Origin of the sequence: Bacillus cereus, assembly GCF_002577405.1 — a bacterium.
Taxonomy (GTDB): domain Bacteria; phylum Bacillota; class Bacilli; order Bacillales; family Bacillaceae_G; genus Bacillus_A; species Bacillus_A cereus_AU.
Genome location: NZ_NULR01000013.1, coordinates 210,450 through 223,888, shown reverse-complemented (window position 1 = coordinate 223,888; position 13,439 = coordinate 210,450). Strand labels below are relative to the sequence as shown.

The window sequence follows — 13,439 nt, the reverse complement described above, 5'->3', positions numbered from 1 at the left end:
TATGCAGCGTTACCTCGCTCTATTATTAGCACTCATTCCTATTTCATTAGCTGTGCTTGGCATTAAGTTGATGAGGGATACTTTATTCGGCATCTTATTTCCACCAATCTCTATACTATGGTTACAATTTTTAATCGGAGTTCTCTGCTTCGCACTCGGCTTCTATATATTTGGTGGCTTCGTATTACATCGGGACCGCAAACGAAATAAAGTTCAAGCCCGCTTTAGAAGATAGAACAAAGTTTTCTTCTATTAATAAATAAAAAAATGAGACCGTTATATTTAGGTCTCATTTTTTTATCGACAATAAAGTCCTTGCTGTTTCGGGATAATCAGTAATAATCGCCGATATGTTCATATCAAAATATTTACGCATAAGCGTTTCTTCATTTATCGTGTAAGGACGAACCTCTACACCACTTTCCATCGTTAGTTCGGCAATGGTATCTTGAAGATAACGATAATTCGGATGCACTGCTGTAGCCCCCATCTTTTTTGCATATGCCCACGGGCTATGCAAACCTTCGCGATACAAAATAGCTGTTTGAATATCAGGGGCCATCATATGGCACCGTTTCATACTATAGTGGTTAAATGAAGAAAATATAACCCGATCCTCCAGACTAAACTTACGCACCAGTGTTATAACCTCTTCTTCTAAACCTCTGTATGGAATTTTATCATTTTTAAGTTCAATATTAAGTAGCATTTGCGTTTTGTCAAGCCATTCTAATACCTCCTCTAGAAGAGGTATTTTGCAAAACCCTACTTTTCCACTAAATTTATAACTCGCATCTAACTTACATAAATCCTCATATACATAATTTCGAACCGCACCTTTTCCATTTGTTGTCCGGTTCACCGTTTCATCATGAATGACGACAACCTTTCCATCTTTCGTTAATTGAACATCAAGCTCAATTCCATCTGCTCTAAAAGACTCTGCCGCTTCAAACGAAATCATTGTATTTTCTGGGTATGTTCCCGCTGCACCACGATGTGCAAATATAAGAGTCATCCTCACTCCCCCAATCTTATGCTATACTATACGAAAAAGGAGGTACTTCTATGAAACCATTACAAATTTCTCCAGACACTGCAGTTCGCCTATCAAAAGCGCTAGGTGTTCCGCTTGAACAACTTATGCATATGCCACAACACATTTTAATTCAAAAGTTAGTTGAATTGGAAAAACAAAATAAAGACGAAGAGTAATATGGTCCTGTTTTGCAGGGCTTTTTATTATTCTCTATTATATCATGATGATTTCCCTACTAAAATCCTTTAACAGATATACTACGATGCGATTTATTCTTTCCTGCATCAATTAATAATGCATTATAAATTAAAATCTTCTTATAAAAAGAGGTTTTCTTTCTATTCTCAACAAAATAAAAAAACCAATGAATTCTAAAATTCATCGGTTTTTAAATAACAAGTTTATTGTTTTTTAAATCGATACCGAGTATAGGTTGCAAGAATTCTTCGGCTTTACTACAGCTTAAATCCCTTACTATCTTTACTCTCAGCTAGCCTTATGTTCAAGTCTCAGCTTATCCGCAACCATCGCGATGAACTCAGAGTTCGTAGGTTTTGCTTTTGACATGGATACTGTATAACCAAATAAGGACGAAATAGAATCAATATTCCCACGGCTCCACGCTACTTCAATCGCGTGACGAATTGCGCGCTCGACACGACTTGCTGTTGTATTATATTTCTTTGCGATATCCGGATACAATACTTTCGTAATAGACCCTAACAATTCGATATCATTGTACACCATAGAAATCGCTTCTCGTAAATACATATATCCTTTAATATGAGCAGGTACACCAATTTCATGGATAATGCTCGTAATACTCGCATCTAAATTTTTCGGTTTTCCATCTATTGTTGTTGCTGATCGGAAAGATGGTAATGGACGTTTAATAGTAGCATTTGCCTTGCCACTCACTTGACGAATATGACTAGTTAAATTCTCCATATCAAATGGTTTTAATATGAAATATGAAGCGCCTAAGTCAACAGCTTTCGTCGTCACATCTTCTTGTCCAAATGCGGTTAACATAATTACGCTAGGCTGTCTTAACCTTTCAATATGTCGCATTTTCTCAAGTACAGCTAAACCGTCTAAATGTGGCATAATAATGTCTAAAACGAGTACATCAGGTTGCTTATCTTTTAATAAGTTTAAACACTCTTGACCATTATAAGCAGTACCAATTACTTCCATATCATCTTGAGCAGCTACATAACTCTCTAGCATTGATACTAATTCTTTATTATCATCCACAAGACATACTTTAATTTTCTCCACAGCTTTTCCTCCCTTACCGAATGGATTCTCCGACATGTGTATCCTTCTAGGCTACATGAATTGTTCGACAATTGTGTGAAAATTCCCTTTTAAAGTTTCTTACTTTCCGATAAAATCACAAAAAAATATGTTTATCGTTCATTTATTCCCTTTCACAACACATTCCATCATAGAAATACAACGAAACGTTCAACCCTTTCCTTTTATTTTACAACAAAAAACACCTCTTGCGGAGCTTTTACAAAATTTCAACGAATTTTTCAACAGAAAAGCGAGCTAATTAATAAATTAGCTCGCTTTTTTCTCTTGATCATAAATATTAATTCCAGCCTCATGTAACATCCATTCAATATGAACGCCGTACCCTGATGTTGGATCATTTACAAATACATGTGTAACGGCACCAATTACTTTCCCATCTTGTACGATTGGACTTCCGCTCATTCCTTGTACAATACCACCTGTTTTCGCCAATAAACGTTTATCCGTTACTTTTATTACCATACCCTTTGTAGCTGGAAACTTTTGTGGCACCGTACTAACAACTTCAATATCAAATGATTCCACTTTATCTTGATCAATAACTGTTAATATTTTTGCCGGTCCCTCTTTTACTTGATTTGATAAGGCGATAGGCATTGCTTTATCCATTATGCCATTTGTCATATTTGTATTTAATTTCCCAAAAATACCAAATGGACTGTTTATTGTAATATTGCCAATTACTTCACGATCTGGCGAGAACCTTGCTAATTTCTCTCCCGGATTCCCATGACTGCCTCTTTCAATCGATGTAACTGTCGAACGCATAATTTGGCCATCTTCCACTTGAATCGGTTTTTTTGTATCATTATCAGAAATAACATGACCGAGTGCCCCATATTTCATAGAATCCGGATGAACAAATGTCATCGTTCCGATTCCAGCTGCCGAATCACGAATATATAAACCAATACGATAAGACGATTCCCCGCTGTCTTTTTGTGGTGTTAACTTCGTTCGAATGTATTTTCCATCTCGTAACAAAACAAGATTAAGCGGCTCACCTGTTTCACCACTACTATGAACAAATGGTGCTACATCACTCATTCTTTCAATTGTTTTACCATTAATTTCAGTAATCATATCCCCAATTTGCACACCAGCTGTTTCACCAGGAGATATTTTACCTTTTTCAGTTTGAATTAAATGATGGCCTACAACAAGTACACCTTTTGTATTTAATTTCACACCAATCGATTGTCCACCTGGAATCACTTTAAAATCTTTCAACACTTTCACATTTACTTTTTTCACTGGAAAACCAGCAAGCTGAAACACCATATCTGCCTCACCATTTTGATGAGAATTTACCATAAGTCCTTGTTTTTGTTCATTTGAACTCACTGTAAATACATGACGATCTGTAGATGAAGCTTGAAAAACTGGTAATGAAGCGACTTCTGATTGTTGTCCTTCAAAAACAACAAGTTGCTTCGGCGATGAAATAAACGTCCGAAGCGGTTTAAAACATCCAATAAAAACTAAAGAAACAAGGAGACAAAGACCTATTATTTTGCGAAATCTTTCTAATTTCAATTTGTTCACTCTCCTCGCTCCTACCCCACATTCAGCCTCTTGGCTTCACTTTTTAATCTCTCCTTGCAGTGCTTTATTTATAACCGGAAGAATTAAGAAATCGTCATTTGAGAAAAAAAGCTATCCATTACTGGATAGCCTCTGCTGTCTCTTTAAAATGATGCGCTTGCGTAAGTAGCTCTTTCGCATGTTCTGTCGTTAAATCTGTAATTTCCACACCAGAAATCATTCGAGCTATTTCTGTTACTTTATCCTCCATAGTTAAAACAGTAACTGATGTAATTGTCCGATCATTCGCTACCTGTTTTCGAATAAATAAATGTGAGTCCGCCATTGAAGCGACTTGAGGTAAGTGCGTAATACAAAGTACTTGCGAGTTTACTGATACACGATAAATTTTTTCTGCAATAGCCTGTGCAACCCGACCACTCACACCCGTATCTACTTCATCAAAAATAACAGATGCAATGCCTTGATGCTTAGAAAAAATGCTTTTTAAAGCTAAAATAATACGAGATAACTCTCCGCCAGAAGCGACCTTTGAAAGTGGCTTTAGCGGTTCACCTGGGTTCGTTGAAATATAAAATTCCACATGATCATAACCATCCGCCGTCAGTCTTACCGGTGAACCTTCCACAAGTGGTTCTTCTGTATTCCCTTCTCTCTTCATGATTCTCACTTCAAATTTCGTTTTTTCCATATATAATTCTTTCAATTCCTGATGAATGGCATTTGTAAGATGATCTGCAAGTTCATGACGCATATTACTTAACAACGTTGCTTCTTTTAGAATCACACTTTCTAATTCCTTTAACTGCTTCTTCGTTGTTTCAATATGAACATCTTTATTTTCAATCGTAAAAATTTCTTGTTCAATTTTATCAGCATACGCTAAAATCTCTTCTACAGTATTTCCATATTTTCTCTTTAGCATACGAATTTCATTTAAACGTGTTTCTATTTCATCTAGACGATTCGGATCGTATTCCATCATATCAAGCTTTTCTCTAAGTTGATACGCAACTTCTTCTAATAAATAATAACTATTTGCAATCGAATCATGATTTTCTTGATACCCTTCATCTAAATGTGTAATACTCTCCATTTGCCCCATTGCGCTTCTTACATTATCTAATCCGTGTCCATCAGCGCTTAACGAACGATATGCATCACCTAACGCTTTATAAATCTTTTCAAAGTTAGAAATCTGCAATCGTTCCTCAGTTAATTCATTTTCTTCATCCATTTTTAAATCCGCCTTACAAATCTCTTCATGTTGGAATTGAATTAAATCTAAGCGATGGGCCATTTGTTGTTCATTTTCACTTAAAGATTTCAACTGTTTTTTTAATTTCTCGTAGTCAGCGTATACATTTTGATATATATCCAATTGTTTAACAATACGCTCTCCATCAAAATGATCGAGCATAAACAGATGCCGCTCTTCATTCATTAAATCTTGTGTTTCGTGCTGCCCATGAATATCAACAAGCGTTTTTCCAAATTCTTTTAATATACTAAGGGTAACAAGCTTTCCATTTACGCGACATACGCTCTTTCCGTTTGAAGCGATATCTCGCTTCAAAATAATCATGCCATCTTCTATTTCTATATCCAACTCTTTTGCCTTTTCAATACATGGATGCTTATCATCTTCTATATAAAATAGCCCCTCTATCTCAGCCTTTTCTGTTCCGTATCGAACAAATTCTGCTGAACCACGGCCACCTACAAGCAAACTAATCGCATCAATAATAATTGATTTCCCGGCTCCTGTTTCACCACTTAAAACCGTTAAACCTTTTTGAAAAGAAATATTTAATGCCTCAATAATAGCAAAGTTTCTAATCGATAATTCCGATAACAATGCCCCATTCACCTCGTTATAAACTAATCCCCTACTAAGGGCTTTTTCAGTTCTTCATTCAAATAGTCATACTGTATGTTTGTATGTATAGATTACTTTTCTAACCCGCTCCATTGTACCAAACATTTGTTTTTCGGGTCAATCCACCTATTTTCTAACTTTATTCAAACAAAATAGTATATTACAATTGAAATTTCATATCTTTAACCCATAAAAATATCCTGTTTGCTTTCCACTTTACAGGGGAAAGCAAACAAGATTTTTTTATTACAGCATATTTAAGAAACGATCAGAGACAACACCTGTATCTTCAGGTGTACGGCAAATAATTAAGCAAGTATCATCACCACAAATGGTTCCGATGATCTCATCCCACTCCAAGTGATCAATAAGTGCTCCAAGTGAATGAGCGTTACCAGGCAATGTTTTTAGCACCAGCATATGTCCTGCCGTGTCTAATTTCACAAATGAATCCACTAGATTTCGTTTTAATTTTTGTAACGGGTTAAATCGTTGATCTGCTGGCAAGCTATATTTATAGCGACCATCCTGTAATGGCACCTTCACTAAGTGCAGTTCTTTAATATCGCGCGATACTGTTGCTTGCGTTACATTAAATCCCTCATTACGTAAAATATCAACTAATTCATCTTGTGTTTCAATTTCTTTGTTTGCAATAATTTCCCTGATTTTAATATGGCGCTGACCTTTATTCATACATTTGCACCTCACACTATCTCTTACCATAGTTTAAACATTGGTATACTTCACTTATTTATGTTAACGTATAATTCGTTACTTGTACACAATTGTTTTTACAATCATTATACAATTACAACAAAAAGAGGAACAACATATGTTATTCCCCTTTTCCTTTTTGTTTTAGAACGTCATGTGCTTCTGTAACAACTTGCTCTACAGAAATTGGAGAATGATTTTCGCCATTCTCACGTTCACCATGCCATTTTAGATGAATTAAAAATTCGATATTACCATCTCCACCCGTAATTGGTGAAAATGTTAAACCTTCGACATCATAGCCTTCTTTTAAAGCAAAATCGACAATCATTTCTACGACAGCCTCATGTACTTTTCTATCACGGACGATGCCTTTTTTCCCAACTTGCTCTCTTCCAGCTTCAAACTGTGGTTTAATTAACGCTGCTACATCGCCATTAGGCATAAGCATTGTTTTTAAAACTGGCAGTATAAGTTTTAATGATATAAATGAAACATCGATACTAGCAAATTGCGGTAAACCACGTTCTAAGTCTGCTGGTGTCACGTAACGGAAATTTGTGCGTTCCATTACGACAACACGCTCATCTTGACGCAATTTCCACGCAAGTTGATTGTATCCTACATCTAATGCATAAGATAATTTCGCTCCATTTTGAAGCGCGCAATCTGTAAAGCCACCAGTTGATGAACCAATATCTATCATAACTTTATCTTGTAAATTAAGATGAAATGTCTCTAACGCTTTTTCAAGTTTATAACCACCACGGCTTACATACGGCATAACTTGTCCCTTCACCGTAATCTCCGTGTCTTGCGAGATTTTCTCTCCTGGCTTATCCAGTCTCATCTCATTCGCATATACAAGTCCAGCCATAACAGCACGTTTTGCTTTCTCACGAGTTTCTATAAGTCCTCGCTCTACTAATAGTACATCTACTCTTTCTTTTTTTACACTCATTTGTTACGCCCTTTTTTGTTTTGATGGAATCATTGTATGAATACGGTCTACAACAGCATCTGTCGTTAAACCAATTTCTTCTAATAATTTTGTTACACTACCGTGCTCTATGAAACGGTCTGGAATACCCATTCGTTCAATTAATGCACTATGGTATCCGTTCTCTGACGAAAATTCAACTACTCCCGTTCCAAAACCACCGATTAAACAAGCTTCTTCAATCGTTAATATCGGTATATTCTTACCTAAGAGATCATGCAAATATGATTCATCCATTGGTTTAATAAAGCGAGCATTCACTACTTTCACTGAAATTCCAGCCTTTTCAAGACGTTCAGCTGCTTCCATTGCCATTGGTATTGTTGTACCAAATGTTAAAATAGCTGCTTGTGTACCTTCTTTTAACGTTTCCCAAGTACCGATTGGAATCGCCTTTAATTCTTCATCCATATGAACGCCAAGTCCATTACCACGCGCATAACGTAATGCGATTGGCCCATCTTTATATTGCATCGCCGTATATACTAAATGTTGCCCTTCATTTTCATCTTTCGGCATCATCAGCACCATATTCGGTAAGTGACGTAAAAATGAGATATCAAATACGCCTTGATGCGTTTCACCATCTGCTCCTACTAATCCAGAGCGATCTATCCCAATGAAAACATTTAAATTTTGGCGGCATATATCATGAACAACTTGGTCATATGCTCTTTGTAAAAATGTTGAATAAATTGCTAAGAATGGCTTCATTCCTTGCGTTGCCATACCTGCTGCCATTGTTGTTGCATGCTGTTCTGCAATACCTACATCAATCATGCGGTTCGGAAATTCTTTTTGGAATTTCTCAAGTTTCGATCCAACAGGCATTGCCGGAGTAATCGCGACGATACGCTCATCCGTTCTCGCTAGCTTTAGCACTGTTTCACTAACAACAGCACTCCATGCTGGTGCAACTTCCTTCGGTTTAACGAAGTCACCTGATTCAATTTTATATGGTCCTGTACCATGCCAAGTTCCAATAACATCACTCTCAGCTGGTTTGTAACCTTTTCCTTTTTTCGTAATAACATGTACAAGTACTGGGCCTTTTGTTTTCTTTGCATATTGTAACGTTTCGAATAACTTTTCATAGTCATGCCCATCGACCGGACCTAAATACGTAAAGCCTAACTCTTCAAAGAAGACGCCTGATACTAGTAAATATTTTAAGCTATCTTTTATTTTCTCTGCTGTCGCAGCAACTTTCCCGCCGACTGCTGGGATTTTCTTTAATATATACTCTAGTTCATCTTTTACCCAGTGATATTTCCCTGCGGTACGTAAACGACCAAGTACATTATGAAGCGCACCGACGTTTGGTGCAATTGACATTTCATTGTCATTCAAAATAACAATCATGTCTGTTTTTTCATGTCCAATATGGTTCAATGCCTCTAAAGCCATTCCGCCTGTTAATGCACCATCGCCAATGATTGGTATAACGTATTCTTCCGTTTTCTTTAAATCACGTGCTAGAGCCATTCCCATTGCAGCGGATAAAGATGTCGAGCTATGACCAGTTTCCCATACATCATGCTCACTCTCGCAGCGTTTTGGGAAGCCACATAAGCCTTGATATTGTCTTAATGTACCGAATTCTTTCGCACGTCCTGTTAAAATCTTATGTACATAGGATTGATGTCCTACGTCCCATAAAAATTTATCTTTCGGACTATCAAACAATTTATGCAGAGCAATTGTGAGTTCTACTACACCTAAATTAGGTGCAATATGTCCACCTGTTTGAGAGAGCTCTTCAATTAAAAACTTACGAATATCCTCACTCAATCCCTCTAGTTCACTGATAGACATATCTTTCAAAAAACTAGGGTTTTGAATTTGCGTTAGATCCACATGGATCACTCACTTTCATTTCATAATCTGTCAACATGTCAAATACTATAAAGCATTACACAACACAAGAAATTCTCTTTTCTATTTTTCATCTCGTTTTGCTATTCACCAGTCTATTGTACCCTAATCCTATTATAAACCATATTTCTTTCGGCGATGAAAAAAATAGCCGCTAACACGAAGTGATAACGGCAATGTAATCTACATATATTTTTGCCAATAACAAGAAAAGAAAAACCTTTTCCTACATTTATATCATAAAATGATAAATGACTCAACAAATGAAAACGCTGTTATATTAGTTATTACGTTTTGCGATTACATCACAAATAGATAATAAATATTCATCTTGTAATTGCAAGGAGCTAATAGCGTTTTTTGCTTTTGCAATTGTTTCTTCTAAAATAGCCTTTGCTCGGTCTACAGTAAATAACGTCGTATATGTGCTCTTTTCATTGGAAACATCACTACCAATCGGTTTTCCGATTTCCTCTTCGTTTCCTTCTACATCTAAAATATCATCTCGAATTTGAAAAGCTAGGCCGAGATTTTTCGCAAACACAAGTAATTTTTCTTCCTGCTCTTCTGTAGCATCAGAAAGTATCGCTCCTGCAAGTACCGCATACTCTAGCAATTTCCCTGTTTTATGTTTATGGATGTACTCCAACTCATCAATTGTAAGTCGTTTCCCTTCCGCTTCCATATCTGCCACTTGCCCGCCAACCATTCCTTCTGGTCCTGCTGCTTTTGCAAGTTCAAGTACAAGTCTTACTTTTTTTTCAGCAGAGATTTCTTTTTGCTCATATGCCATAATGACTTGAAAAGCGTACGTCAACAAACCGTCTCCCGCTAAAACTGCCATCGCTTCACCAAATACTTTATGGTTTGTGGGCTTTCCTCTTCTTAAATCATCATCATCCATACAAGGTAAATCATCATGAATTAACGAGTATGTATGAATCATTTCAAGAGCACAAGCTGCTCCTACTCCAAGATTTCTTTCTTTCCCAAACGCTTGTAATGTTGCAAATAAAAGTAACGGGCGAAGACGTTTCCCACCCGCTTCCAAAGAATATGCCATCGCTTCACGAAGTACATCTGGACATTGTAATTCATTTGCATAGCTTACAAGTTTCTCTTCTACGAAAGTTTTACTTTCTTTCAAAAAAGTATCAAAAGCGATAGTCACTATGCTTCATCTCCTAAAGCAGTAAACGGTTCAAGCTCTCCATCTTCCCCAAGAATAACTGCCATTTGTTCTTGTACATTCTTAAGCTTCTCATCACAAAACTTAGATAATTCCATACCTTCTTTAAAGTAAGAAATTGCTTCTTCTAACGGTACGTCACCTTGTTCTAGCTTAGAAACGAGATTCTCAAGTTGCGAAATTGCCTCTTCAAAGCTTAATTTATTTTTCATTATTCAATTCACGCTCCTCTATGCCTGATACGCTACAATCTAGTATTCCATCTTGTAATTGAACTGAAACAGCATCTCCAAGGCTGACATCTTTCACACTTTTTAACACTTGCTTCTCTTCATCATATACAAGCCCGTACCCTCTCATCATTACTTTAAGCGGACTTAACACTTCAAGTTTTTGAGCAGCTCTTACAAAGGCAAATTCTTTCGTTTGAAGTAACGTTTGCATTTCACGTTGCAATTGTTTTTGCAACGTTTCAACAGCTACCTTCGTTTGCATAATTTTTTGAGACGGGTGGTGCTTCTCTAAATGAAATGAAAGCTGTTTTAACTGATTTACTTTTTTATCAATATAGCGCTCTTTCGCTAAAACAAGCTGTTCTAATGCGCGATCTAATTGCTCTTCCTTTTGTTCATATACTTGTCTTGGATAACGGAACGCATAAGATTTTTGCAATACTTGTAGTTTTTCTTCTTTTTTATGTACTAACTCCCTCATCGCTCTTTGCAATCTCAGAGTTCTTTGTAATACCTTTTCTTGCAACTCTATAATATTAGGTACTGCTAGCTCAGCTGCTGCAGTCGGTGTTGGTGCACGTAAATCCGCGACAAAATCTGCAATTGTAAAATCTGTTTCATGCCCTACAGCCGAAATAATAGGAATTTCACTCTTAAAGATCGCCCTTGCAACCACTTCTTCGTTGAAAGCCCACAATTCCTCAATAGAACCTCCGCCGCGTCCAACAATTAATACATCTATATCTCCCATTTCATTCGCTGTACGAATTGCTTGTACAATCGAGGGAGCTGCTGACTCCCCTTGTACAAGTACCGGAAATACAATAATATTCCCAATTGGATAACGACGTTTAATCGTTGTAATAATATCACGAATTGCTGCTCCTGTTGGCGACGTGATTACACCTATTGTTTTTGCATACGGAGGAATTGCTTTTTTATAAACTTGAGAAAACAAGCCTTCTTCCTCTAAACGAACTTTTAACTGTTCGTAAGCTAAATGCAAATTTCCGATTCCATCAGGTTGCATGTCTTGAATATAAATTTGATAAGAACCACTCGCCTCGTAAACAGAGATTTTCCCTTTTACAAGCACCTTCATCCCATTTTCTGGTCTGAATTTAATATTACGATTATGACCCGCAAACATAACCGCCGCGATTCTTGCATTTTCATCTTTCAATGTAAAATACATATGACCACGGCTATGATTTTTAAAGTTGGAAATTTCACCTTTTAACCAAACAGACTGCAAATGCGGATCGTATTCTATTTTTGTTTTTATATAGCGTGTTAATGCTGTAACGGTTAAATATTGTTTCTCCATTTCTCTCTCCTCATAGCCGACTCAAATTATTTACAAACGACACCTGCACGCTTGGCAGACTCAACAGTATTATGAAGAAGCATTGTAATCGTCATTGGACCGACACCTTTTGGCACAGGCGTAATGTAACCTGCAACATCTAACATGTTGTCAAAATCAACATCACCACAAAGCTTACCTGTTTCTAATCGATTCACACCAACATCAATTACAACCGCTCCTTCTTTAATATAATCAGCTGTTATCATTTTAGGTCGTCCAACTGCTACGATTAAAATATCAGCTAACTTCGATAACTCTTTAATATTTTGCGTCTTAGAATGACAGTATGTGACAGTTGCATTTTCATTTAAGAACAATTGCCCAACTGGTTTGCCGACGATATTACTTCTTCCAATTACTACGACATGTTTTCCAGAAATATCAAGATTCGTTTCTTTTACTAATTCTACAATGCCATGTGGTGTACATGGAAGGAATGTATCTTGTCCCGTCATCATACGTCCCACGCTGATTGGGTGAAATCCATCTACATCCTTTTCTGGTGAAATTCTTTCAATGATAGCTTTTTCTTCAATATGTTTTGGTAAAGGTAATTGCACTAATATGCCATTAATGCGGTCATCTCCATTTAAGCGATCGATTTCAGCAAGCAAACGCTCCTCAGTAATTGTTTCAGGAAGTTCAATTAGCTCTGAATAAATTCCTACTTGTTCACAGCCCTTTTCTTTTCCTTTTACATAAGAACGAGATGCTGGATCTTCTCCAACTAAAATAACTGCTAATCCTGGTACAATCCCTTGCTCTTTCAACTTCACAACTTCTTCTTGTAATTGTGCTCGTTTTTTCTCCGCAACTTCATTTCCTTTGATGATTACTGCTACCATTTTAAGATTCCCCCTTAAAGAAATTACAGTGTATCTTTTATATTAGATAAAACGCCGTTAATAAAACGACGAGATTCCTCATCCCCAAATGTTTTAGCAATTTCAATTGCCTCATTAATTGTTACGTTGTGTGGAATTTCTTCCATGTATTTCATTTCATACACAGCTACACGTAAAATACTGCGATCAACAATACTAATACGCTCAAGCTTCCACTTTTTTAAGTTTTGACGAATTGCTTCATCAATTGCTTCTTTATTTTCTACAAAACCTACTACAAGTGATTCTAGAAACTCATTTGTTTCTTCACCTTCATCTAGCGTGTTTTCCACCGCTACTTTCGGTTCTAATTCACCTGTAATATCCATTTGATATAATGCTTGCATAGCTCTTTCTCTAGCCGTCCTACGTTTCATTGTAACTCT

Annotated in this window: 14 protein-coding genes; 2 read left to right on the top strand and 12 right to left on the bottom strand. The window is 36.7% G+C overall.

What is annotated here, in order from left to right; genetic code table 11:
- The first annotated feature begins 1 nt into the window (after position 1).
- Positions 2–235 carry a DUF2627 domain-containing protein gene (locus COC96_RS17010; protein WP_098268056.1) on the top strand — a complete coding sequence of 78 codons (234 nt, stop codon included), beginning with the start codon at positions 2–4 and terminating at the stop codon, positions 233–235.
- 54 nt (positions 236–289) lie between these two features.
- Here COC96_RS17010 and COC96_RS17005 read toward each other — a convergent pair whose 3' ends face one another.
- Positions 290–1,018, bottom strand: a complete 729-nt coding sequence (locus COC96_RS17005) for a glycerophosphodiester phosphodiesterase (protein WP_098268057.1) — start codon at positions 1,016–1,018, stop codon at positions 290–292.
- A 50-nt stretch (positions 1,019–1,068) separates the two neighbouring features.
- On the opposite strand from COC96_RS17005, the gene COC96_RS17000 reads away from it, so the two are divergent.
- Entirely contained in the window at positions 1,069–1,215 is a 147-nt protein-coding gene (locus tag COC96_RS17000; protein ID WP_000803575.1) for a YycC family protein, read from the top strand.
- Positions 1,216–1,525: 310 nt separating this feature from the next.
- Here the strand turns inward: COC96_RS17000 and spo0A are convergent, their stop codons facing one another.
- The 11 genes from spo0A to nusB form a co-directional block, all read right to left on the bottom strand.
- The gene (gene spo0A / locus COC96_RS16995; protein WP_141436244.1) at positions 1,526–2,320 is read right to left on the bottom strand and encodes a sporulation transcription factor Spo0A; all 795 of its coding nucleotides are present in this window, start codon (positions 2,318–2,320) and stop codon (positions 1,526–1,528) included.
- Positions 2,321–2,608: 288 nt separating this feature from the next.
- Complete coding sequence (spoIVB, locus tag COC96_RS16985) at positions 2,609–3,907, bottom strand: SpoIVB peptidase (RefSeq protein ID WP_097902618.1); 1,299 nt, start codon at positions 3,905–3,907, stop codon at positions 2,609–2,611.
- A 118-nt stretch (positions 3,908–4,025) separates the two neighbouring features.
- Positions 4,026–5,765, bottom strand: a complete 1,740-nt coding sequence (recN, locus tag COC96_RS16980; protein ID WP_098268058.1) for a DNA repair protein RecN — start codon at positions 5,763–5,765, stop codon at positions 4,026–4,028.
- 267 nt (positions 5,766–6,032) lie between these two features.
- Positions 6,033–6,482 carry an arginine repressor ArgR gene (gene argR / locus COC96_RS16975; protein WP_001032582.1) on the bottom strand — a complete coding sequence of 150 codons (450 nt, stop codon included), beginning with the start codon at positions 6,480–6,482 and terminating at the stop codon, positions 6,033–6,035.
- A gap of 142 nt (positions 6,483–6,624) precedes the next feature.
- Complete coding sequence (locus COC96_RS16970) at positions 6,625–7,464, bottom strand: TlyA family RNA methyltransferase (RefSeq protein ID WP_098268059.1); 840 nt, start codon at positions 7,462–7,464, stop codon at positions 6,625–6,627.
- Between the two features lie 3 nt (positions 7,465–7,467).
- Positions 7,468–9,360, bottom strand: coding sequence for a 1-deoxy-D-xylulose-5-phosphate synthase (dxs, locus tag COC96_RS16965; RefSeq protein WP_098769080.1), 1,893 nt, complete (start codon positions 9,358–9,360; stop codon positions 7,468–7,470).
- Positions 9,361–9,658: 298 nt separating this feature from the next.
- Entirely contained in the window at positions 9,659–10,549 is an 891-nt protein-coding gene (ispA, locus tag COC96_RS16960; protein ID WP_098268061.1) for a (2E,6E)-farnesyl diphosphate synthase, read from the bottom strand.
- Positions 10,549–10,779 (bottom strand): exodeoxyribonuclease VII small subunit, encoded by a 231-nt coding sequence (gene xseB, locus COC96_RS16955; RefSeq protein ID WP_097902623.1) that lies wholly within the window; start codon positions 10,777–10,779, stop codon positions 10,549–10,551. The genes ispA and xseB overlap by 1 nt, the downstream gene beginning before the upstream one ends.
- Positions 10,769–12,127, bottom strand: coding sequence for an exodeoxyribonuclease VII large subunit (gene xseA / locus COC96_RS16950; protein WP_098268062.1), 1,359 nt, complete (start codon positions 12,125–12,127; stop codon positions 10,769–10,771). Before xseA ends, xseB begins: the two co-directional genes overlap by 11 nt.
- Before the next feature lie 26 nt (positions 12,128–12,153).
- On the bottom strand, positions 12,154–13,014 hold the full coding sequence (gene folD, locus COC96_RS16945) for a bifunctional methylenetetrahydrofolate dehydrogenase/methenyltetrahydrofolate cyclohydrolase FolD (protein WP_098268063.1): 861 nt from the start codon (positions 13,012–13,014) through the stop codon (positions 12,154–12,156).
- Between the two features lie 23 nt (positions 13,015–13,037).
- Complete coding sequence (gene nusB / locus COC96_RS16940) at positions 13,038–13,430, bottom strand: N utilization substance protein NusB (protein WP_000830247.1); 393 nt, start codon at positions 13,428–13,430, stop codon at positions 13,038–13,040.
- Between the last annotated feature and the right edge of the window lie 9 nt (positions 13,431–13,439).